This is a genomic window from Paraburkholderia sp. Ac-20340 (assembly GCF_017104965.1).
Classification (GTDB): domain Bacteria; phylum Pseudomonadota; class Gammaproteobacteria; order Burkholderiales; family Burkholderiaceae; genus Paraburkholderia.
This window is the reverse complement of record NZ_JAAGPR010000019.1, coordinates 82,044-104,132: the sequence shown is the minus strand read 5'-3', so window position 1 is coordinate 104,132 and position 22,089 is coordinate 82,044. Positions and strand designations below refer to the sequence as shown.

At 58.1% G+C, this 22,089-nt stretch carries 19 protein-coding genes and 2 tRNA genes; 3 read left to right on the top strand and 18 right to left on the bottom strand.

The features are described 5' to 3' along the window. Positions 1–64 precede the first annotated feature (64 nt). The gene (locus G3N59_RS22590; RefSeq protein ID WP_205984917.1) at positions 65–1,675 is read right to left on the bottom strand and encodes a hypothetical protein; all 1,611 of its coding nucleotides are present in this window, start codon (positions 1,673–1,675) and stop codon (positions 65–67) included. 552 nt (positions 1,676–2,227) lie between these two features. Continuing rightward, the gene (locus G3N59_RS22585) at positions 2,228–2,827 is read right to left on the bottom strand and encodes a recombinase family protein (protein ID WP_205984915.1); all 600 of its coding nucleotides are present in this window, start codon (positions 2,825–2,827) and stop codon (positions 2,228–2,230) included. A 211-nt stretch (positions 2,828–3,038) separates the two neighbouring features. On the opposite strand from G3N59_RS22585, the gene G3N59_RS22580 reads away from it, so the two are divergent. Both G3N59_RS22580 and G3N59_RS22575 read left to right on the top strand, forming a co-directional pair. Continuing rightward, on the top strand, positions 3,039–4,025 hold the full coding sequence (locus tag G3N59_RS22580) for a hypothetical protein (RefSeq protein ID WP_205984913.1): 987 nt from the start codon (positions 3,039–3,041) through the stop codon (positions 4,023–4,025). Positions 4,026–4,162: 137 nt separating this feature from the next. Continuing rightward, positions 4,163–5,599, top strand: a complete 1,437-nt coding sequence (locus G3N59_RS22575; protein WP_205984911.1) for a hypothetical protein — start codon at positions 4,163–4,165, stop codon at positions 5,597–5,599. A gap of 457 nt (positions 5,600–6,056) precedes the next feature. Here G3N59_RS22575 and G3N59_RS22570 read toward each other — a convergent pair whose 3' ends face one another. Together G3N59_RS22570 and G3N59_RS22565 are read right to left on the bottom strand one after the other, a co-directional pair. Next, positions 6,057–6,266, bottom strand: coding sequence for a hypothetical protein (locus G3N59_RS22570; RefSeq protein ID WP_205984897.1), 210 nt, complete (start codon positions 6,264–6,266; stop codon positions 6,057–6,059). Beyond that, positions 6,263–6,832 (bottom strand): hypothetical protein, encoded by a 570-nt coding sequence (locus G3N59_RS22565; protein WP_205984890.1) that lies wholly within the window; start codon positions 6,830–6,832, stop codon positions 6,263–6,265. The genes G3N59_RS22570 and G3N59_RS22565 overlap by 4 nt, the downstream gene beginning before the upstream one ends. 46 nt (positions 6,833–6,878) lie before the next feature. Here G3N59_RS22565 and G3N59_RS37455 point away from each other — a divergent pair, with 46 nt between their 5' ends. Beyond that, a complete protein-coding gene (locus tag G3N59_RS37455; RefSeq protein WP_346777917.1) occupies positions 6,879–7,379 on the top strand; it encodes a HigA family addiction module antitoxin in 501 nt (166 codons plus the stop codon). A gap of 314 nt (positions 7,380–7,693) precedes the next feature. Here the strand turns inward: G3N59_RS37455 and G3N59_RS22555 are convergent, their stop codons facing one another. From G3N59_RS22555 to G3N59_RS22490, 14 genes are all read right to left on the bottom strand, one after another. Next, positions 7,694–8,563 carry a replication initiation protein gene (locus G3N59_RS22555; protein WP_205984888.1) on the bottom strand — a complete coding sequence of 290 codons (870 nt, stop codon included), beginning with the start codon at positions 8,561–8,563 and terminating at the stop codon, positions 7,694–7,696. Between the two features lie 237 nt (positions 8,564–8,800). Continuing rightward, positions 8,801–10,321 carry a DUF6538 domain-containing protein gene (locus tag G3N59_RS22550; protein WP_205984886.1) on the bottom strand — a complete coding sequence of 507 codons (1,521 nt, stop codon included), beginning with the start codon at positions 10,319–10,321 and terminating at the stop codon, positions 8,801–8,803. Positions 10,322–10,416: 95 nt separating this feature from the next. Beyond that, positions 10,417–10,493, bottom strand: a tRNA-Pro gene (locus G3N59_RS22545). 92 nt (positions 10,494–10,585) lie between these two features. Beyond that, complete coding sequence (locus G3N59_RS22540) at positions 10,586–10,984, bottom strand: MerR family transcriptional regulator (protein WP_205984877.1); 399 nt, start codon at positions 10,982–10,984, stop codon at positions 10,586–10,588. Positions 10,985–11,129: 145 nt separating this feature from the next. Beyond that, positions 11,130–11,540, bottom strand: coding sequence for an integration host factor subunit alpha (locus G3N59_RS22535; protein ID WP_027815071.1), 411 nt, complete (start codon positions 11,538–11,540; stop codon positions 11,130–11,132). 82 nt (positions 11,541–11,622) lie between these two features. Then, on the bottom strand, positions 11,623–14,079 hold the full coding sequence (gene pheT / locus G3N59_RS22530; RefSeq protein WP_205984875.1) for a phenylalanine--tRNA ligase subunit beta: 2,457 nt from the start codon (positions 14,077–14,079) through the stop codon (positions 11,623–11,625). Positions 14,080–14,197: 118 nt separating this feature from the next. Next, on the bottom strand, positions 14,198–15,211 hold the full coding sequence (gene pheS / locus G3N59_RS22525) for a phenylalanine--tRNA ligase subunit alpha (protein WP_205984873.1): 1,014 nt from the start codon (positions 15,209–15,211) through the stop codon (positions 14,198–14,200). 248 nt (positions 15,212–15,459) lie between these two features. Continuing rightward, entirely contained in the window at positions 15,460–15,819 is a 360-nt protein-coding gene (gene rplT / locus G3N59_RS22520) for a 50S ribosomal protein L20 (protein ID WP_004192938.1), read from the bottom strand. Positions 15,820–15,849: 30 nt separating this feature from the next. Continuing rightward, on the bottom strand, positions 15,850–16,047 hold the full coding sequence (rpmI, locus tag G3N59_RS22515; RefSeq protein WP_027793434.1) for a 50S ribosomal protein L35: 198 nt from the start codon (positions 16,045–16,047) through the stop codon (positions 15,850–15,852). 313 nt (positions 16,048–16,360) lie between these two features. Continuing rightward, positions 16,361–16,882, bottom strand: a complete 522-nt coding sequence (infC, locus tag G3N59_RS22510; RefSeq protein WP_084068824.1) for a translation initiation factor IF-3 — start codon at positions 16,880–16,882, stop codon at positions 16,361–16,363. 49 nt (positions 16,883–16,931) lie between these two features. After that, positions 16,932–18,839 carry a threonine--tRNA ligase gene (gene thrS, locus G3N59_RS22505; protein WP_205984871.1) on the bottom strand — a complete coding sequence of 636 codons (1,908 nt, stop codon included), beginning with the start codon at positions 18,837–18,839 and terminating at the stop codon, positions 16,932–16,934. A 284-nt stretch (positions 18,840–19,123) separates the two neighbouring features. Further along, positions 19,124–19,200, bottom strand: a tRNA-Val gene (locus tag G3N59_RS22500). A gap of 92 nt (positions 19,201–19,292) precedes the next feature. Then, positions 19,293–21,545, bottom strand: coding sequence for a bifunctional (p)ppGpp synthetase/guanosine-3',5'-bis(diphosphate) 3'-pyrophosphohydrolase (locus tag G3N59_RS22495; protein WP_205984869.1), 2,253 nt, complete (start codon positions 21,543–21,545; stop codon positions 19,293–19,295). A gap of 105 nt (positions 21,546–21,650) precedes the next feature. Beyond that, the gene (locus G3N59_RS22490; RefSeq protein WP_205984867.1) at positions 21,651–22,004 is read right to left on the bottom strand and encodes a RidA family protein; all 354 of its coding nucleotides are present in this window, start codon (positions 22,002–22,004) and stop codon (positions 21,651–21,653) included. Between the last annotated feature and the right edge of the window lie 85 nt (positions 22,005–22,089).

The following is a 22,089-nucleotide window of genomic DNA, read 5'->3' as shown; positions in this document are numbered from 1 at the left end:
TACCGATGACCGATCGACAGGGCGCTCAGACTTCACTCAAACTATTGATTTAATTAAATATATTTTAATTCTGGATCAACGTTGTGACCCAATGACCAACCTCGCTCCCCACCGCCAACCTTTCCAAATCCACAGCAGCATCCAAATCCAGCTGCGCGGCGTACTTCGCACGTTGCTCACGGAAAGCAGGCGAGAACTCAACACGCCACCTCGGCTTCGTTGTAGCTGTCCGTCTTGTTTGAGTAATCTTCCCAAATTCGCATGGCACGCCGTTCAGTTTGCTTAGCTCCTGCGAAAGGCTGATCCGATTCAAACGCTTGTGATGATTCACCAGAACAGGTTCCATGACTTCGATAACCTCGAACCAATGGCGCATCTCATCTGCCGTTACACCTGCTTCGAACGCCAACACATGCTCGATGGGAGCGCCAAGGAACGCCTCCAACAGTTCAGACACCACGGCAGTCGGCCCATCTGTTGGGAACATTTCGACCGCGACGCTGGCGGGCCATTCGAACCGCTCCGGCATCAGCGCACAAGCTCGCCGTACGGCAGGCGCAATCAAATCGGCAAAATCAGGCGACACATCCCGCAACCACTGCTCACGGGCACTTCCTCTCGCCGCGAGAATCCCAATCGCTGCCGCCGCGATCTCAGCCCGCTCAGCTTCGATCTTTTCCAGCGGATGGAACGCATGCGTGATGGTCTCCGGCGCAAGGCTTCCGGTGTCGATTCGAATATTCAGTGACCGGGCGCGCAAATCCCTGCTCAACCTCGCATTGTTCCCGGTCATCACTACCAGTCCGCGAAAATCCACGGTACGCATCTCTGTGTTCGACCCGAACGGGCGATACTTCGCGACGCCGGATGTAATCAACGCGGTAAGCGCGTCGCTCGCTACCAGCCCAGTCAGGTTGTCCAGCGAGACAACCGGTTCATCCGATTCGGACCACGCTGCCACACGTTTCTCAATCTCTTCCTCTTTCGTTGGCATAGACACAGCGACGCTACCGTAGTCGTCCCGCTGGGGCACAAGCGCCCCAATACTATCGGCCAGCAATGTCTTGCCCGAACGTGGAAGCGGCGACTCGATCACGACAGCTGGCGCCGTACGCAATGCTGGCCGGTTCGCAGCCGTCAGCGCCGCTGCTAGTACAAGAGCCTGGTGCCGTTTATCCGCCAAACGGTATTCCCCGAACGGGGCCATCACCACGTCCACTGCACTAACAAATGTCGCGTCGTCCGCCAGCGCCAGCGCGTCCTTTGCGCCATCGCCCTCGACACAAACTACCGCTCTACCAACCTGTACGACTCCGGAAGTCGCCACGGGTACGGGCAACCATGTGCCACTTTCGCGCACCATCATCGGCCAGCGCACCGTATGGTCTACAGCGCGCCCGTGTTTCCGCGCGGCACGCTTGAATTCCGCCATACCGAGCGCAAGTAAATCTGCGGGTACGCGCGCTGCACGTCCATTCGACCGCCCCGCCACATAAGCACTGGCGCGCTGATCGCACAAACGCATCTCCACTTCGCGTGCGGCCATCGGGATCATTTCGTCGCGATCCCAGCGCGCTACACGCCCACCAACTAGCCAGAAACGCTCGCGCATTACTTCCGCGATGACCTCGGCGGATGCGGCCCATGACCCCGGTGTTACGTCGATCACTCGCACTCGGCCTCCCGCTCAAACGCCGCGAGAAATGAATCTGTATCGACTGTCAACTGGTACTCCGCACCGCCTTTGAGCGTGACGGTGCACGGCGTCGGACGCCATGCCGTGATTGCCTGTACCTCCGAAAAATCGATCACGACGACCGCTCGGTTGGGTGTTCCGAAAACGCGGACACCGGCGTTACGACGGCGCAAGCGCGCCACTCTTTCCTTTATATTCATTAGTAAACCTTATTAATTAATTGAAATTGCCCCTATCAATGGGGCGTTTTTTGGGACGAAAAAAAAGACGCACATGGGCGTCTTCGTGATTTGGTGGGGTGTTCGTTGCTTCGAAGCCCCCGACTGTTTCACAATGTAAAAAATTTGTTCTTTTGAGATGATTTTCGGGTTGTATCAAAGCTGCGTACTGTTTCACAATACGGAATTCTCACCATATTGAGTGCGTCGCAGTTCTGAAGCTTGCCGATAAATCTGGTGCATTCGCCCCCCCGAAGCGAAAATCGGGACGGGCAACCGTTTACGAAGTGAGAACACAAAAATGAGGGCACTCTTACCCTACGGCACATGCGCGCTTGACGGTCGCTGTGCCCACGCCAAAGTGTTCCGCCGTCCTGCTGATCGACGCGCCATGCTCAGCCCGCCATGCCTTGATCGCTTCGTAGTCGTGGGTGCGCTGGCGGCCCGTGTACTTGCCCTCGGCCTTGGCTATCGCGATGCCGCGCGTCTGCATTTCACGGCGGTTGCGGTAGTCCGATTCTCCCTGTGCGGCCATGAACGCCAGCACCGCATCGCGCATCGCCTTCTGGATCGGGTCGGCCTCGCTGCCGTCGAACGCCATCCCGTTTAGCGTGCATTCGACACGCACACCCATATCCATCAACCGGCGCATCGTCGCGTGCAGCTCGTCGTAACGGCGGCTGATTCGGTCAAGCCAACGCACGACCAGCACACCGCCGTGCCGTAGATCATGCTCGACCTTGGCCCACTGCGGACGATCCAGCGGCGCGACGTGATATCCGCTTACGCCTTCATCAATGAACGTGTCTTTCTCGCTGACGCAGTGAGCTTTGGCGTCCTCAACTTGGCTTGCGATGGATTGGCCGTCCGTCGTGCTGATTCGACCGTAGTACAACTTCCGTTCTTTCGTCATGGCTTAGATTGGATCAATTGGGTAGATGGATCAAATTTGCCGACTGGATCACACACTGTCAACCCTATTGATCCATATTTTTTTCCTCCCGCGAATGGCTCACACGGGTATACCGAACCGATCCAGATTTGTCGGCGCGGAACGCCCGGTGTCGCTGGTATTATTGGTCTGCAGAAAATAACTCTTTGAAAAACACCGCGACGGGGATTGAATGACATCGGACACGTTCAAAATTAGAAGCGAAGAGGATGCATGGGAGTTGATTGACATTTGGTTAGCGGGCCAATCTATTCCAACACTAGATTTCGAGAACTGGCCAGCTCTCCGGATCAAGATCGATGGCAAAGGATACGCATCGTCCCTACGCTCTGGGCAGATGGAAGCTCTAATCGGCTTCCGACAGTCGATGGGTCGTGCATATGCAGCGATTGCGCACGGCGCATACGATATGCGTCGACTTAAAAAGGCAGAAAGTGAGCAATTGGAGTTCACGACGACAGTTCGGAAAGGGTCGTCAATCGCGGACACGGACCTTAGCCCGTTAATTCACGCCGCTGCTCAAGTCGTCCAAAATAGACCCATTGAATCGTTAATTGCAGCCGTGGTTGTCGGCTTGGCTATTGTTGCAAAACCAATTATTCTCAAGCACTTCGAGAATAAAGCAAAGCAATTGGAAATTGAGGACCGAAATCAACTGCTTTCCTTAACTCAACAGATTACTACTCAAGACCGTGAACGCTGGGAAAAACTAGACAGCGCGATTGAACGATTATCTTCAAAATTCCCAGCTTTAGATCAGCTTATCCCTGACGTTTCCACTAGCTTTTGGCAATTAGCGAGCTCTGCCGCCGACGCAAATAATGTGCAAATAGGGGATGTTAATCTAAATTCGCATCAACTAGATGTACTATCGGAGCGCCGGAAGCGTCGCAAGTCTGATACGCAGACAATCGATGACATATTTATTGTCGATGGAATAGTTAAAATTGGGCCAAACTATCGCATCCAATTAAGGTCGGAAACCGCTCAATTCTCCGTTCTATATCGCGAGCCTGAAATGACCCCGACCAAAATCAAACGACTCATAAATTGCATGACGTCAACAAAAGCTATTCGGGCAACGATAACGGTTCGCATCGTCGAGAAATCACAAGTTTCCGGTGAACTACTGCGTTTTTCGGCTGCACCCACATCGTAAGTGATGACGATCCCGTTCAGTTCAGTCCTTGTGAATTTCATATATTTCGAGGACTGCGACAAAACTGTGAACTCCATCCTTAAAAGAAGTATTTTTCGTGATTTTTTGATATTTAAAAATTTATTAATATTCAAAACATGAAAATAAGCGAGCGATTCGGATTAAACCGCACTCAGCTAGAGTTGGATTTTGTCGATATTGATACTGATATCGACACTCCGCTATTTCTTGACCCATACTTCATCGGCCAGCGCAGCGACGATTTCTCGACCAAAGCTGGCCGCACAATCAGAAATTTCTTTAATTACTTTCTCACTCTCTTGCGAGCGGGCGATTTAAAAGCAGCACGCGAATTGTTCTCACACCTCCAGGAACCCAATGAGACTTGCCTCGGGTTGTCGGTGGGGCCTCCCAGAGGCCGTGGAGTTGGTGAATATGATGCAAATCACATCTTTGACAGCATCCTTGCGAGTAAAGCCGCGCAGACAGGTGTACTTGAGCACCTAGAAGACACGCGCATCTTTGTTTTTGGCGTAGATAAAGACAAAATTTCGGACATGACGACGAACATAATTCGTCGCAACCTCATAACGTACACACAAAAACAATGTGATTTATGGGAAATTCCTTTAACTGATAATATTTCGACTGGCTTCTTCTGGGACCCAGCGATTCGGCAATGGGACAACACTCACGATAGAATGCTGGTAGTCGATGGTCGGAAAATTCTACTTGTCCCGAAGGGTGTTGTCTCATTCTCAAGGCGATATACAGCCGAAAGCTATTACAGACGGTTTCTGCTTACATTTCTACAGCACGAACATTTGCGAATGGGGTCGTCTCTAGTCCAATATCGTCGAAAAACAGAAACGCCCTTTGTGACAAAAAAGAGCATCATTCAACATGAGGCACCATTCGAGAAAGACTATTTAGCCAGCTTTACCCAACAGCACCGAGACGTCTTCGCCAATTTCCGTCGCAATGTAGCTGGAGAATCTCCCATTCCAGGTGAAGGCCTAGAGGAAATTGATCGAGGGAGCGTTATTGATCATTTAATCTCTCAAATTAATGGCACTCCATCTGGAAATGCCACCGCAACCCATTATCACCGAATCATTGTAAGCGTTCTGGAGTTGTTATTTTATCCACATTTAATATGCCCGGAAGTTGAAGTAGAAATCAATGACGGCCGTCGAAGAATAGACTTAACCTTCGATAATGCGGCCCAAACTGGATTTTTTACACGATTACAGATGCAATTCGGACTAAATTGCCAATACATAATCGTTGAATGCAAGAATTATTCTCGTGATATAAATAATCCAGAACTTGATCAAATTCAAGGGCGATTCTCTCCAAATAGAGGGAGAGTAGGTCTCGTTCTTTGCAGATCAGTGAATGACAGAGCGGCGCTGTTTTCACGCTGCAATGATATTTACACAGATCAGCGTGGCCTAGTACTTCCTTTATTCGACGATGATTTAATTGCCGCTCTCACTGCGCTTAAGGCCGACGACGGTGAGTTTGTCGAAACGATGATGGCTAATCGTTTGCGAGAGGTTGTTCTAAGATAAACGTTGTGCAACTGCAGCCCCGGATTTCTTGGACGCTGTTTCCGGGTGTTGCTCGCTACAGAATTCGGCCAAACAACCAATCAACTGAGAGAACAGAATGTCCACTGACCAATACTCGTACCGCGCCATCTGGTCTGAAGAAGACCAAGAGTACGTCGGCCTGTGCGCCGAATTCCCCAGCCTGAGCTGGTTGGAACCAACGGAAGCCAGGGCATTGGCCGGGATTAGACAGGTAGTTGCAGAATGCGTCGCCGATTTGATCGAGGACGGAGAGCCTGTGCCGCCGCCCGCTCGAAAAGCCCAGCATTAACGCTGGCGTACTTTATATCGTGTGCAGCAACGTTCACTTGGGTGTGAAATACAGTGCAAGTTTCGGCCAGCGCTGGCGGCGTTGCGGGAATGGGCAGCGAAGAACGCCCCCCACTTCCGCAGCCGTGGCCGCGTTGCGGCGAAGTAGCTAACCCCCGTTAGCCCCGCTGCGCTCTTTTAGAAGTTTGCGCATCCGGCGATTGTCCAGGATCAGGCCAGCGAACACCACCACCAGCAGGATTTCGGTTGCGTGGGTTCCCGCTGATACGGAGAACAGCCAGGCCAGCGCAGCGCAGCCGATAGCCACGGCGATAAGCGCGGCCCGATCTATCCACCATTCCTTCGAAAATGCCTTCATTGCACCGCCGCCACTCGCGCAGAAGCCGGGACAGCAGCGCGCCGCGCAAACGCGGTGCGGCCAGCCTGCCCAACGGCGAAAATCATAGGGTTGGTTTGCATCACGGCCAGGATTGCCGGGGGAATACGGAAACCCGTATCGAACGTGAACTGGCGCGCAGCGTTGGCGATATCGTTCGCGTTCTTATTGCAGTCCAGGTACTTCGTGGTTGCAACCATCAAGCTACCCACGGCAGCGCCAAGCCAGAACGCGGCGTAGACACCGCCAAGGGCTAACAGGATTTCGCTACCCATCCCCGCGCCGATTACTTCGCCCATCGTTACGGCTTTGCCGAACTTTTCGGACGCGGCAACCCATGCGCCGATCTTCGCACCGACATTCGCGGGCGCGGTAGAAAGCGTCGATGGCACGTCCAAGCCCAACGCTTCCATGTTGTCTTTGAAGGCTTTGTAGAACTCTACATTCGTACACGCTAAAGGCATCGCATTTGCTCCCTGGAGTGGCCGCACGGCCCGCGCTTTGCGGTTCTCATGCGGCACGCATAGTCGGCCAAATTCGACCGGCAACACTCTATCATCACAGGAATAACGTGGCCTCTTAGCTGCGCGATCCGTGCCGTTTCGATGGCGTTTTACGGCTCGGCTTTATGAATGCTATCTTTCGCAAATGACTACGTCCCGCCCTCGCATGCACTGCCCGTCGCACCCAGGTGAAATCCTGCGCGAGATGACCGTTCCCGGCCTCAAGCTCACGCCGCAGGAAGCAGCCGATCAACTCGGCGTGCCGCTTGATGATTTTGTGCGCGTGCTGAACGCCGAAGCACCTGTAACTGCAGAATTGGCTTTGCGTATCCAGGCGTGGTTAGGAGTCGATCACGGCGGCGACGCTGATTTCTGGCTGCGCATGCAGGCCCAGTACGACCTATGGCAGGCTCACCAGCGCGGCGTGGCCGCTGAAGTTACGCCCGCGCGTGGGGTGCGTCCCGTCGGCTCGTTCCTTCCCAACACGCCCGAAGAAGAGGCCGAAATCCAGCGCGGCATCGCTGACGATTCGGACACGTTCGAACCGACCGCCGAACAACTCGCCAGCACGAAGCCGCGCCGCCGACCGTAAGTCCCTGCCGCCCAACCAGACACACCAGCGGAAAAGCCCCAGTCAAAAATCACGGGTCCTTCCTGCGCCCTTTTTCGCGCGGGCATTGCGCGCGCCCGACGTTCGGCTAGATAAAAAAAATACAATTTTGGTTACGGGGGCAACCTAGCTGGATGAAATCTCCGAAAAGGCCGCCCTGTAAGGCTTTCGCCGAGACACTAACCCGCAACTGGGTTGCCGGTTGCCCCGTAACCTATGCTTTGGTTGCCCCGTAACCTGTTACCAGCCCTTTCCTTCCAAACGCCGCAACGCAAATGCTCGCGTACGCGATGCGCTTATCGGCGATCAGCTTCTATCTCGACGCAATCCGCATAGATACCGTTTTCACGGGCGTACGCCTCAACATCGTCAGGGCAATCGAAGCCCACCTTTATCGCACCAGTTTCCTGCCGTGCAGAGTCAATGAACTTGCCGAACCACTTGCCGTTTTCGCCTCGAAATACGTACAAAGTAAAAGAATCGTCGGACAAGCTACCGAAATCTTCCTCAAAAAGGACTGGCTTACTTAGGGCTTCACTCATCCGCTGAAGTGCCGTCAGCGCTGCTTGATCGCCTTCATTCACACTCCACCCTATGGTTGCCGGGTCCTCGCTATAGCTTGTAGGAACACCATTTCTATAGTGAACCTCATGGATTGCCCGGTATCGCTCCTCATCTGGAGGGTGGAATTCCATTACCCGATAATTCCAGCTACTGGCAGGCAACTCCGTCGGCGTTTCTTCTTCGACTGTCATCGCGGGAAGCTCCACTTCATCCTCACGCACCGCTGCCAATAGCGCGTCAACTTGGCTGATATGCGGAATTATCTCCGGAGACCACCGTAGCTCAATCTCGCCTGCGCCGTCTCGGTACTTGACCGAATCCACCCAGCGCAGCTTCTGCCCGTCAGACAACGTCGCCCGCCGATCTGCCAAACAGCAAGCAACATCTTTCAGCTGAAGGTACGCGGTATCGATGGTGACGTCGAAGATGCTGGCGTACTCGCTTGCGGAAAGACGCACGTCCCACTCGCGCCCTTCTGGTGACGGGTAAGCGTTAAACCTGCCGATGCACGCGTGCACAACTCGAATTTCAGAAAGCCGCTCCAGCCCTTGGTTGGATCGTGCCAGCTGGTTACTCATAGTTACCGTGTAGTCGTGTTCCACTTTTCCTCCCGAATCAGGTCTGGTCACAACAACGCGCCATCTGTCCGACGCGCGGGAAATTTTCTCGGCACCTGCCTCAATGCTAAGAACATTTCACTTGCTCGTCAATATACGGTAGATAATTCTACAAAATCGATATTTTTATGTACGAAAGGGCTCGAAATTTTGGGTCCTAGATAGTCGTTGCGCTCGCAACAAATTGATCGCGGTTGTACCGTCGGCTATCCGGACAGGCGCTTACATGGAGGATTGTTCAGGGTAAGCAATGCGGTTGAGCGCCGCCAGCATCACTGGCAACGGCACATGCGTATAGACCTTAGTGCCCGTTGAGCCGCCTGCTGTATGGCCTGTAATCGCGTCCTGGGTTGCCTCTGCAACGTCCAGTGCGTTCATTGCAGTGCGTATCCAATGGCGAAACTTGTGCGACCCATGGAGCGGTCCAGATGGCAGACCCGCAACATCGCGAAACGCCCGGAACCATTGCACGGCAGTATCGCCGGGGCCGCGTGTACGACCAGCCATCGATGGGAATGCTGCACGATCAGCATGTTTGCCGTCCATCACCGCTTCCAACCACGCGCTAAACCACACGTCGCCTAGAAGGTGATTGGCTAGTGGCACGGAGCGTTCTGAATCTGCGGTTTTGACGGTCCCTGCCGCAGCTGTAATGTGAATCGCCGTTATACCGTCCCGCAAATGAAAATCACCGCGACGTAGCTGAGCGACCTCGCCAATGCGCGCACCGGTATGCTGAAGGATCAATAGCAAAGCGCGGCCATCCGCAGGCTTTACGTCCTGCCACTCCGGCACATCGTTCATATGGTCGGAAAACAACGCGTGCCCGTACATCAGCTTTAGCTCTGCGTCGGTCCACGGCGTCCGGGTCTCAGCTCCGATGCTCTTGTCGAACGTCAGGTCTAGCAGATTGCGTTCGATTAGGTCCTCCTTCACCGCAACACGGAGCAGAGTGCTAATAGCGTTAGCGTGGTTACTTGCTGTCTTTCGCTTAAAGCCACGCGCCCCCTCGTCGAGGAGGAACCTCACGAATTTCGCACCATCTGCTTTCGTAAGCTGTCGCAGGGAGATGACGCCTACGGCCTGTTCGAACAACTCCACCGCCTTTTTCGTCCGGCCAACGGCGTTCTCCTTCGGTGCGTTGCGCGCGATCCACGCTGGGATCACATGCCGTAGGGTTTGTCCATCGATGTGCGACGCCGGTACAACTATCTGCCTTGCCGCCGAACGTCCAGCCTGCGTAATTTCAGCTGTATCAGCAGCCCGCCGCATCGCAATAGCCAAAGCCTGCTGCTTCGCGGTCGGGAGGTCATCGGGCCGGAAGCCACCTTCGATCAGGAAGAATTCCATCTGGCTCGCACTAGGCGCACCAGCCGCAGACAAGATTGCATCAATGGATTCTCGCTCTGCCTGCGCCCCGGCGTCCCGGGCATCGTGCCAATCTTTGTGCGCCTCATACTCGGCCTGCCAGTCCTCCTCATGGCGAAAGACGTCGGCCATCCCCTCGTCCATCGGTTGTACGACCGTAGATGTGGGTTGTTTGCCGTCCTTAAGCGTGCGGGCTGCCGAAAATTGAGCGTCGGTTAAGACGGTATGAGTCGCGGCCAGTTGCTTGGCTTCTGCGTAGTCGCGCGTCTTCAGCGAAAACATCATCTGCTTTCGGCCAAAGTGCTGCTCTAGATCGGTGGGAATTTTGCGACGGAAGTACCAGACGGTACCGCGCTTTTCAAGATGATTTGTCATGGCGGGCAGGAGTGTAGCAAGTGTCTATGACACCGGCCACACCCTGCTTTAAGCCATTGATTTCTTTGATTTAAGAACAAAATCAAAGAGATATCTGGTCGGGGCGAGAGGATTTGAACCTCCGACCACCTGCACCCCATGCAGGTACGCTACCAGGCTGCGCTACGCCCCGAGAGCTAGAAAGTATAACAGACCCTTTTGCCGATTTGAATGCCTGAATTGCAATTCGTCGGAAAGAATCTTTGCGGATGCCAGGACAAGCGATCAACGCCCCAGCAGATCGATCACATGCAGCAACTCCTTGCGCAACTGATCGACATCGACGTTGGCCATATTGCCTTCGCACACCGCGGCATCTTCCACTTCCGCCGCTGCGTCCTCTTCCGCCACCGCACCGTGCGAGTCGAGACGGTTGCGCGCGCCATTGATCGTGAAGCCTTGCTCATAGAGCAGTTCGCGAATGCGCCGGATCAGCAGGACTTCATGATGCTGGTAATAGCGCCGGTTGCCGCGTCGCTTCACCGGCTTCAACTGCGTGAACTCCTGCTCCCAATATCGCAGCACATGGGGCTTCACGCCGCACAGCTCGCTCACTTCGCCGATCGTGAAGTAGCGCTTGGCGGGTATCGGAGGCAAGACGACCTTTTCGATTGTCGATGTCATCGCCGGGTTGCCGTCGTGGTGGTTGCGCAAAGTGGCGTCGCCGCCAGAGTCCGTTGTTGCCAGTCACGCCCGCTGCAAATCACCCGTGCGGGCGCGCGCGGGTCGTCCCGCGCATGATGCCTTGATCGATCGCTTCCTGGGTCAATCAGCGCGGGAAGCTTGCCTCGGCGCCGCTTTCCACCAGCGCCTTGAGCTTCTGGCTTGCGTGGAACGTAACGACACGGCGCGCAGCGATAGGAATCGCTTCGCCGGTCTTCGGGTTGCGGCCCGGGCGTTGCGGCTTGTCGCGCAACTGAAAATTGCCGAAGCCGGAGAGCTTCACGCTGTCGCCGCCCTCGAGCGCGTCGCGAATCACTTCGAAGAACGCTTCGACCATATCCTTGGCTTCGCGTTTGTTGAGCCCGACGTTGTCGAACAGCAGTTCCGCGAGTTCAGCTTTGGTCAGCGTGGGCGTATCGTTCGCGGCGCTCGCCGACGAGGCAGGTATGTCGCGAATCATGGCGCTACGCTGTGCCGCGAGAAGGGCTTCGAAATCACTCGAGTTCATTTCGTTCATCTATCTTTGAAATGGCGCGCTTCCGGTTGCCAGGTCCTGCACAAACCGGAAGCCTATGTCGGTCAGGTGATAAGCCGCAGGCTTATCCGCGCAACCGGGCGCCAAACACTCGAGCCAGGCGATCCATCAGGGACTTGATGGCCGCATCGACCGTTTCGTCCTGAAGGGTTCCGCCAGTATCTTGCAGGGTCACCCGGAAGGCAAGGCTTTTCTCGTCCGCGCCAAGTCCGGAAGTGTTTGATTTTGCACGAAATTCATCGAACAACGCAACCCTCTGGACAATCCGCGCAGGCTCGTCCTGGATGCCCTTGTGCATCTCGTCGAGCAGCGCCTGGACCTCGATCTTCTGATCGACGACCACTGCGATATCGCGTCGCACTGGCGGGAATTTCGACACTTCCGTCGGCGTCGGCAACTCGCGCGCCATCAGCGCATCGGCTTCGATTTCGAACAGGATCGGTGCGTGCGGCAGATCGTACTTCTGCATCCAGCGCGGATGCAGCTCGCCAATCCAGCCCACTGCACGGCCATCGACTTCCACGCGTGCGCTGCGTCCCGGATGCAGCGCGGGATGCTCGGCCTTCACGAAACGCGGCGTCTTTGTCGCGCCGAGATTCGCAAACAGCGCTTCGAGATCGCCCTTCACGTCGAAGAAGTCCACGCCGCGCGATTGCGCGCCCCACTGCTCGTCGAGCGCGGGACCGTACGCGAGTGCGCCGATCATCTTCGGTTGTGCGAAACCTTCCACCGTCATCTCGCTCGCCTTGATCGCCGGATCATGCAGGAACACACGACCCGCTTCGAACACGCGCACGCGGTCCGCACGGCGGTTGAGGTTGTGGCGCAGCACGTTGATGAGGCTGCCGAACAGCGTCGTGCGCATCACTGAAAGCTGGCTCGCGATCGGGTTCAGCAGCTTGACCGGATTGCTGTTGCCCGCGAAATCCTGCTCCCACTGGGCATCGACAAAGCTGAAGTTGATCGTTTCAGCGTAGTCGCGCGCAGCGATCGCGTGACGGATCGCGTGAATCGAGCGGCGCGTTTCGTTGGTCGCGCGCATTTCGCTGCGCGCCACCGGCGGCTGTGCCGGAATCTTTTCGACGCCGTAAATACGCGCGACTTCTTCGATCAGGTCTTCTTCGATTTCGATGTCGAAGCGATACGGCGGCGGCGTGACGCTGAAGCTCTCGTCACCGGCGTTGTCGACGCTACGTTCGAACGTGAGACCCAGACGCGTGAAGATCTCCGCGATTTCATCGGCGCCAATCTTCACGCCGATAATGCGGTTCGCACGCGCAACGCGCATCTTCACCGGCGCGCGGTTCGGCACGTTCACGGTCTGGTCGTCGACCGGGCCGGCTTCGCCGCCGCAAATGTCGAGGATCAGTTGCGTGATGCGTTCGATATGCTCGACCGTCGTCGACCAATCCACGCCGCGCTCGAAACGATGACCTGCATCGGTCGAGAAGTTGTAGCGGCGCGAGCGGCCGCGAATCGCATCCGGCCACCAGAAAGCGGCTTCCAGATAGATGTTTTTCGTGTCGAGCGTCACGGCCGTGCTGTCGCCGCCCATGATGCCCGCGAGGCTTTCGATCTCGCGCTCGTCGGCGATCACGCCCACGGTTTCATCGACTTCGACGGTATTGCCGTTGAGCAGCTTGAGCTGTTCGCCCTGCTTGCCCCAACGCACATCCATCGAGCCGTGGATCTTGTCGAGATCGAACACGTGCGACGGGCGGCCCAGTTCGAGCATCACGTAGTTCGAGATGTCGACCAATGCCGAAATGCTGCGCTGGCCCGAACGCTCGAGGCGCTCGACCATCCACATCGGCGTCTTCGCATGCGCATTCACGCCGCGAATCACGCGACCCGAGAAGCGGCCGCACAGATCCGGCGCCGAGATCTTCACGGGCAATGTTTCGTTCAGCTTGACATCGACCTTCGGGAACACGGGCGCCTGCAGCGGCGCGCCGGTGATCGCGGCGGTTTCGCGCGCGACGCCGTACACCGAGAGGCAATCGGCCTTGTTCGGCGTGAGCTTGATTTCGAAGATGGTGTCGTCGAGGTTCAGCGCTTCGCGGATGTCCTGACCGATCGGTTGATCTTCCGGCAGGATCATCAGGCCGCTGTGGTCTTCCGAGAGCTTGAGCTCGCGTGCCGAGCACAGCATGCCCTGGCTTTCCACGCCGCGCAGCTTCGAGAGCTTGATCGCGAACGGCTTGCCGCCTTCTTCGGCGGGCGGCAGTTCCGCGCCGACCAGCGCCACGGGCACCTTGATGCCGGGCGCGACGTTGGGCGCGCCGCACACGATCTGCAGCGTCGCGCCGGTGCCGGCATCGACCTGACAGACGTTGAGTTTGTCCGCGTCCGGGTGCTTCACGACTTCGAGCACACGGCCCACGACGATCTTCGTGGTGGGCGGCGCGGCCGGGCGCAGGCCTTCGACTTCGAGGCCGGCCATCGTGAGCGCGTGGGCGAGTTCATCGGTCGTGAGCTTCGGATCGACAAAGCTTCTCAGCCAGGATTCGGGGAATAGCATTTGGTTTTACGTTCCAGACAGATTGTGACCGTCGCGAAGCGGGTTCTCGCGCACTGCGTCGAGTGCTGCGTCCGCTTCGCGCCCTGCAGGCGAAATGTCGCTGCGGTGTCGCTTCGGCTTAAGCGAACTGGCGCAGGAAGCGCAGATCGCCTTCGAAGAACAGGCGCAGATCCTGCACGCCATAACGCAGCATCGTCAGGCGTTCGAGGCCGCTGCCGAACGCAAAGCCGATATAGCGCTCCGGGTCCAGACCCATGTTGCGGATCACGGTCGGATGCACCTGGCCCGAGCCCGAAATTTCGAGCCACTTGCCGGCGTTCTTGCCGTGCTCGAACATCATGTCGATTTCCGCCGACGGTTCCGTGAACGGGAAGTACGACGGACGGAAGCGCACCTGGATGTCGTCGCGCTCGAAGAACTTCTTCAGGAAGTCGGTATAGACGCCCTTCAGATCCGCGAAGCTGATGTTCTCTTCGATCCACAGGCCTTCGACCTGGTTGAACATCGGCGAGTGCGTGGCGTCGCTGTCCACGCGATACGTGCGGCCCGGCACGATCACCTTGATCGGCGGCGTGTGGGTGCGCGCGTAGCGCACCTGCATCGGGCTCGTGTGCGTGCGCAGCAGCAGCTGACGGCCATCGGCGTCCTTGCCGTCCACGTAGAACGTGTCCTGCATCGAGCGCGCCGGATGGTTTTCCGGGCTGTTCAGCGAAGTGAAGTTGAACCAGTCGGTTTCGATCTCGGGACCGTCGGCCACGTCGAAGCCGATCGAGCCGAAGATCTGCTCGACGCGTTCCCACGTCTGCATGACCGGATGCAGGCTACCCGTGCCCGTGCCGCGGCCCGGCAGCGTGACGTCGATCGCCTCGGAGGCGAGACGCTGGTTCAGGAGCGCATCGGCAAGCGCCTGGCGGCGCGCGTTCAGCGCGGCTTCCACCTGTTGCTTGACGGCGTTGATGCGCGCGCCCTCGGTCTTGCGCGTTTCCGCGTCGAGCTTGCCAAGACCCTTGAGCAGCTCGGTCAGCGCGCCCGACTTGCCGAGAAAACGAGCCTTCTCGTTTTCAAGCGTGTTGACGTCGGGGGCGGAAGCGAAAGCGGTTTGCGCGTCGGCGACAATCTGGTCCAAATCCATTGATCCCATCTTTTCAGCGTCAGTGTTTGAGACTTGAGCGGTGCCTTGCCCGGGGTGCGAATGCGAGTGTTACGCACGATCGCGACGACATGAAGGCACGGCATGAGGCGGCGTGGCCGCTTGCAGCATGGCAAGCGCGCAGGAAGCGCTTCACCAACAAAAACGGGGCTCGGTGAGGAGCCCCGTTTTTGTTGCAGCAGCACCGAAACAACCGGACGCTGCTGCAACGAACCTGCGCAATACCCGACTTAGGCAGCGACGGCGGCCTTCACCTGCTTGACGATCGCAGCAAATGCAGCCTTGTCGAACACAGCCATGTCAGCCAGGACCTTACGGTCGAGTTCGATCGAAGCCTTCTTCAGGCCGTTGATGAACACGCTGTAGGTCATGTCGTGCTGACGCACCGCTGCATTGATACGCGTGATCCACAGTGCGCGGAACACACGCTTCTTGTTGCGGCGATCGCGATAGGCGTATTGGCCTGCGCGCATGACCGCCTGCTTGGCGATGCGATAGACGTTATTGCGACGGCCGCGGTAACCCTTGGCCAGGTTGATGATCTTCTTGTGGCGGGCCCGTGCGGTAACCCCACGTTTGACTCGAGGCATGAGTAGCTCCTATGAGTTGTCGGTTGAGGATTACGCGAACGGCAGCATTGCGCGCACGGACTTCAGATCGGAATCATGAACGGCCGTTGCACCACGCAGATGACGCTTGTTCTTGGTGGTCTTCTTGGTCAGGATGTGACGCTTGAAGGCTTGACCGCGCTTGACGGTACCACCCGGACGAACCACAAAGCGCTTTGCGGCGCTTTTCTTGGTCTTCATCTTGGGCATGACAAAAACTCCATTTATTTGATGGACATGGGTGTGCGGCTGGCTCCCGCGCACGGCTTGCGCCTTGCGTTTTTGCCCTCATACCGCCCTTCGAAACCCACTCCACTTGTTTTCGCAACTGGCAGCTCTAAAAAGACAAGCTGCCGTCGCTTTCAGGAAAAGCGCCGCCTGCCGCACTTTCGTGCAGCGCGCGGGCGCCATTTCCGGAACCTGCTGCATGCCTGCGCGCACGGACACCCGCGCGCGAGACATCGAGAACTGCTTGAATCGCCGCGCAGTGCAAAGGTGCAAGCACCTCACACTGCGCGCCGGATCACTTCTTCTTCTTCGGCGAGAGCACCATGATCATCTGGCGCCCTTCCATCTTCGGCATCTGCTCGACCTGACCGACTTCTTCGAGGTCGGTGCGCAGGCGCTCGAGCATGCGCATACCGATTTCCTGGTGAGCCATTTCGCGGCCGCGGAAACGCAACGTGATCTTCGTCTTGTCGCCTTCATCGAGGAATCGGATGAGATTGCGCAGCTTGACGTTGTAATCGCCGTCGTCGGTACCCGGGCGGAACTTGACTTCCTTGACCTGGATGACCTTTTGCTTGAGCTTGGCTTCGTGCTGCTTCTTCGATTCCTGGTACTTGAACTTGCCGTAATCCATCAGGCGGCACACGGGCGGCACTGCCTGGGGAGCAATTTCAACCAGATCGACGTCTTGCTGTTCCGACATGCGGAACGCATCTGCCAGCTTTACGATGCCGAGCGGCTCGTTCTCGATTCCGACGAGACGCACCTCGGGTGCAGTGATTTCACCGTTGATGCGATGCGACTTATCCGTAGCGATGTTACGTTTCCTCTAAAAATTAAAAAAACGAGCCGCGCTGCCAGGTGGCTTACTTGAACGAACTGACGTCCTGCGCCAGACGCTCAGCGAATGCGTCGACGGGCATCACACCCAGGTCGACACCGCCACGGGCACGCACGGCTACCGTTTGTGCTTCACGCTCTTTGTCACCGACAACCAGCAGGTACGGGACCTTCTCAAGCGTGTGCTCGCGTATTTTATAGCTAATTTTCTCGTTGCGCAAATCGGCCTGCACTCTAACCCCTTGTTTTTGCAACGATTGGGTCAGATTAGCGGCATATTCGGCCTGACTTTCCGCGATATTCATCACAACGACCTGCACCGGAGCCAGCCAGGACGGCATTGCACCAGCATGGTGCTCGATCAGAATACCGAGGAAACGCTCCATCGAACCGAGGATTGCACGGTGCAGCATGATCGGGCGACGGCGGCTGTTGTCTTCCGCCACGTACTCGGCGCCAAGGCGCTCCGGCAGGACCATGTCGAGCTGGAGCGTGCCGCACTGCCACGAACGGCCGAGCGCATCCTTGATGTGGTACTCGACCTTCGGACCGTAGAACGCGCCCTCGCCCGGCAGCTCTTCCCACTGCAGACCGCAGGCCGTCAGCGCTTCGCGCAGGCCCTGCTCGGCGCGATCCCACGTCTCATCCGTCCCCGCGCGCGAATCCGGGCGCAGCGACAGCTTGATGTCGATGTGCTCGAAGCCGAAATCCTTGTAGATGCTCATCGCCAGCGTGTTGAAGGCGATCGATTCCGCAATGATCTGGTCTTCCGTACAGAAGATGTGCGCATCGTCCTGAACGAAACCGCGCACGCGCATCAGACCGTGCAGCGCGCCCGATGCCTCGTTGCGGTGGCACGAACCGAATTCCGCGTAACGCAGCGGCAGGTCGCGGTACGAACGCAGGCCGTGGTTGAACACCTGGACGTGGCCCGGGCAGTTCATAGGCTTGACGGCGTAGTCGCGCTTCTCCGACTCCGTCGTGAACATGTTTTCACGATAGTTCTGCCAGTGACCCGACGCTTCCCACAGCGAGCGGTCCATGATCATCGGCGTCTTGATTTCGTCGTAGCCCGCGACGCGCAGACGCGCGCGCATGTACTGCTCGACCTGCTGCCAGAGCGTCCAGCCCTTCGGATGCCAGAACACCATGCCCGGCGACTCGTCCTGCATGTGGAACAGGTCGAGTTGCTTGCCGAGCTTGCGGTGATCGCGCTTTTCGGCTTCTTCGAGGTTGTGAAGATAGAGTTCCTGATCTTCCTTCTTCGTCCAGGCCGTGCCGTAGATACGCTGAAGCTGCTCGTTCTTCGCATCGCCGCGCCAGTAAGCGCCTGCGACCTTCATGAGCTTGAAAACCTTGAGCTTGCCGGTGGACGGCACGTGCGGGCCGCGGCACAGGTCAGTGAAATTGCCGTGCGAGTACAGCTTGATGTCCTGATCGCCCGGAATCGACTCGATGATCTCGGCCTTGTACTTCTCGCCGATGCTCTTGAAGTAGTCGACCGCATCGCCGCGCGAAACGACGCGGCGCGTGACCTGCTCGTCCTTCTTCGCGAGTTCCTGCATGCGCTTTTCGATCTTTTCCAGATCTTCGGGCGTGAAGGGACGGCTGTAGGCGAAATCGTAGTAAAAACCGTTGTCGATGACCGGCCCGATCGTGACCTGTGCTTCCGGGAACAATTCCTTGACCGCGTAGGCCAGCAAGTGCGCCGTGGAGTGACGGATGATGTCGAGGCCGTCGGCGTCCTTGTCCGTGACGATGGCCAGCGATGCGTCGTGATCGATCAGCGTCGACGTATCGACCAGTTCACCGTCGAGCTTGCCGCCGAGCGCCGCTTTGGCAAGGCCGGCACCAATCGAAGCCGCCACTTCGGCGACCGTGACGGGGTGATCGTACTGTCGAACCGAACCGTCGGGCAGACGTATCGCAACCATGTTTTTCTCCAGAAGTGCCGCGTGGCACGTCGTATCGTTCGTGGAAGATTGTGGGTAAAGCTTCCCCGCGAAAACGTCGCGGCGAAAAAAAATGCGGCCCCGCTTTCGAGGGGCCGCATTCACTTTTCAAACCAGATTGCAGGGCGAAAGAGGTCCTCGACTAGCGTCGCTCCGAAGTAGTTTCGGTCAACGTTCGCGGTGTCATAACCGTATTCGCCTTAAGCGCTGAGCGCCTTACTGCTATGAAGCCCCGATGCAACAACACACCGCGACTTCGATTTCGTTGGTAGGCTCGATTGGACTCGAACCAACGACCCCCACCATGTCAAGGTGGTGCTCTAACCAGCTGAGCTACGAGCCTGAAGAAGCAAGACTATATGACACTTTCGCGAAGTTGGCAAGCGCTTTTTGCGTTGCGGCATAAAAAGTCGCCGCATATCGCGTCAGCGTTATCTAGGCCCTGCGCGACGCGCGCAGCACCCCGCCCACTTCGCCCAGCAGCACGCAGGCGCGCTGGATCTGCGCGGAGCTCGACACCTCGACGGTGAACTGCATGAAGGCCGCGTTGCGGCGCGACTGCGACTTCACGCCGATCACGTTCATCTTCTCGCGCGCGAAAACTTCCGAGATATCGCGCAGCAACCCCTGGCGGTCGGTGGCTTCGATCGAAATATCGACCGGATAAACCGACTGGCCACGCCCGCCCATCACATCGGCGGACCAGGTGGTTTGCAGCACGCGCTCGGGCGAGCGCCGCGCCATGCGCTGGAACGTCGCACAATCGGTGCGGTGGATCGACATGCCCTTGCCGCGCGTGACGAAACCGCTGATGCCGTCGGGCGGCGCCGGACGGCAGCAACGCGCCAGTTGCGTGAGCAGCGCATCGACGCCCACCACCAGCACACCCGACGAACCACCGTGCGCCACATTCGAACCGCTCGCGCGCTTGGTCAGCTGCTCGGGCGTTTCTTCTTCCGGCTCGGGCGCCGGCGCGTCGCTCAGCGCCTGCTCGACATAGCGCAGGCTGAACTCTTCCTTGCCGACCGAGCTGAAAAACTCGTCGGTCGACTTGAAACCCAGCTTGCTCGCGAGCTGGTCGAGGTTCACCGACGTGCGGCCCTCGCGCTGCAAGGTCTTTTCGACCATCGCGCGACCGTTGGCGATGTTCTCCTGCGCCTCGATCCCGTTGAACCACGCTCGCACTTTCTGGCGCGCGCGATGGCTTTGCAGATAGCCGAGCTGCGGATTGAGCCAGTCGCGCGACGGCCCGCCCTCCTTGATCGCGATGATGTCGACGGTCTGGCCGTTCTGCAGATGCGTGTTGAGCGGCACCATCGCGCCGTCCACGCGCGCGCCACGGCAACGATGGCCGAGTTCGCTGTGCAGGTGATAGGCAAAATCGAGCGGCGTCGCGCCCTGCGGCAGCGCAATCACGCGGGCCTGCGGCGTGAGCACGTAGATGTGATCGTCGTCGAGCGTTGCCTGGCGCAGTTGCTCCCACGGCTGACGGCCATCGGCGACATCGTCCTTCCACGCGAGCAACTGGCGCAGCCACGCGATCTTCTCGTCATAGCTGCTGCTGGCGCTGAACTGGCCGCCGTAACCCTTCGAGCCGGCTTCCTTGTAGCGCCAGTGCGCGGCCACGCCGTATTCCGCGAACTGATGCATTTCCTGCGTGCGGATCTGCACTTCGAACGCGCGCCCGTCGTCGCCCACCACGACCGTGTGCAGCGAGCGATAGCCGTTGGGCTTGGGCCGCGAAATGTAATCGTCGAATTCGCGCGGCACCGGCTGCCAGAGGTTGTGCACGATGCCCAGCACCGTGTAGCAATCCTTGATGTCACGCACGATCACACGGAACGCGCGCACGTCGTACAGCTCGGAGAAGTCGATCTCCTTGCCGCGCATCTTCTTGAAGATGCTGTAGATGTGCTTGGGCCGCCCACTGACCTCCGCGTCGATATGCGCAGCGGCGAGTTCCTGCTGAAGCCGGGAGATGGCCTCGGCCACATAGCTCTCGCGCTCCACGCGCTTTTCGTCGAGCAGCTTCGCGATGCGCTTGTAGGTGACCGGCTCCTCGAAGCGGAACGCGAGATCTTCCAGTTCCCACTTCAGCTGCCAGATGCCGAGCCGGTTGGCGAGCGGCGCGTAGATATCCAGCGTCTCGCGCGCGATCTCGGGCGCAGGCGTGACCTTGGCCGCCGCGTAATAGCGCAGCGACTGCAGCCGCGAAGCAAGCCGGATCAGCACGACACGAATGTCCTGCGCGAATGCGAGCAGCATCTTGCGCAGCGATTCGACCTGAGCACGGCGCGCGGCCTGCGCGTCGCGGCTTTCGCGGCCGCTTTCGGGCACCGCATGCTGGGCGGCGGCCCGCACACTCACACTGCCCAGACGCAGCAGCTTGCGCACGTCGAAAACGAGCTTCGCGACTTCGGCGCCGAATCGCGCTTCGAGCGTCGCTTCCGGGTCGTCCAGATGCGGGGCGATGTTGAAGAGCGCCGCCGCCAGCACCGCAGGCGGATCGACGTTCAAACGGCTCATGATCGACGCCGTGCCCTGCGCGTGTTCGACGAGCGGTTCGCCCGTGGACAGGCGAGCGTCACCGGCGTGCTCGCGCACGAACGCGAGCGTGTCGTCGAGCGACAGCAGCGTGACAGACGCGGGAACTTCGGCGGGAACGGGAGGTAAGGTGTCGCTGCTCATGATGCGTCGCCCGCCGGCATGCCGGACGGGCTGCTAACTACGGTAAAACGGTTCAACCATGGTCAAACTACGCAGCAAGGCCGCGCTTCGCACGGCCGGTCTTGCTCAATCGCGCTGCGCGGCCACCACGACGATTTCAACGAGGCATTCCGGGTTCGCAAGCTTCGCCTCGACGGTCGCGCGCGGCGGCGTTGCGCCCTGTGCGACCCACTTGTCCCACTCGGCGTTCATACCCGGAAAGTCCTTCATGTCGGCGATGTAGATCTGCACGGACAGCAGCAGCGTCTTGTCGCTATTCGCCTCGCCCAGCAGACGATCGATGTGGCCGAGACATTCACGCGTCTGCCCGCCGATGTCCTGCTTCGTGTCTTCCGCGATCTGGCCAGCCAGATAGACCGTGCCATTGTGGATGGCGGTTTCCGAAAGACGCGGCCCGACGTGGTGACGAATGACTGCCATGAATTTTCCCGATGAGTTGGATGTTCGGTGCAACTGGATCTGTCCGCCGCGGGCCGGTTTCGCACTGCGCCCAGACGCCGGACAA

Coding starts and splice junctions, on each gene's coding strand:
- G3N59_RS22550 (WP_205984886.1), bottom strand. CDS start 10,321: ATGACAAATCATCTTGAAAAGCGCGGTACCGTCTGGTACTTCCGTCGC.
- G3N59_RS22540 (WP_205984877.1), bottom strand. CDS start 10,984: ATGACATCGACAATCGAAAAGGTCGTCTTGCCTCCGATACCCGCCAAG.
- G3N59_RS22535 (WP_027815071.1), bottom strand. CDS start 11,540: ATGAACGAAATGAACTCGAGTGATTTCGAAGCCCTTCTCGCGGCACAG.
- G3N59_RS22490 (WP_205984867.1), bottom strand. CDS start 22,004: ATGGCAGTCATTCGTCACCACGTCGGGCCGCGTCTTTCGGAAACCGCC.
- G3N59_RS22495 (WP_205984869.1), bottom strand. CDS start 21,545: ATGAGCAGCGACACCTTACCTCCCGTTCCCGCCGAAGTTCCCGCGTCT.
- G3N59_RS22570 (WP_205984897.1), bottom strand. CDS start 6,266: ATGAAGGCATTTTCGAAGGAATGGTGGATAGATCGGGCCGCGCTTATC.
- rpmI (WP_027793434.1), bottom strand. CDS start 16,047: ATGCCCAAGATGAAGACCAAGAAAAGCGCCGCAAAGCGCTTTGTGGTT.
- rplT (WP_004192938.1), bottom strand. CDS start 15,819: ATGCCTCGAGTCAAACGTGGGGTTACCGCACGGGCCCGCCACAAGAAG.
- pheT (WP_205984875.1), bottom strand. CDS start 14,079: ATGCTATTCCCCGAATCCTGGCTGAGAAGCTTTGTCGATCCGAAGCTC.
- G3N59_RS22585 (WP_205984915.1), bottom strand. CDS start 2,827: ATGACGAAAGAACGGAAGTTGTACTACGGTCGAATCAGCACGACGGAC.
- pheS (WP_205984873.1), bottom strand. CDS start 15,211: ATGGATTTGGACCAGATTGTCGCCGACGCGCAAACCGCTTTCGCTTCC.
- G3N59_RS22575 (WP_205984911.1), top strand. CDS start 4,163: ATGAAAATAAGCGAGCGATTCGGATTAAACCGCACTCAGCTAGAGTTG.
- thrS (WP_205984871.1), bottom strand. CDS start 18,839: ATGGTTGCGATACGTCTGCCCGACGGTTCGGTTCGACAGTACGATCAC.
- G3N59_RS22580 (WP_205984913.1), top strand. CDS start 3,039: ATGACATCGGACACGTTCAAAATTAGAAGCGAAGAGGATGCATGGGAG.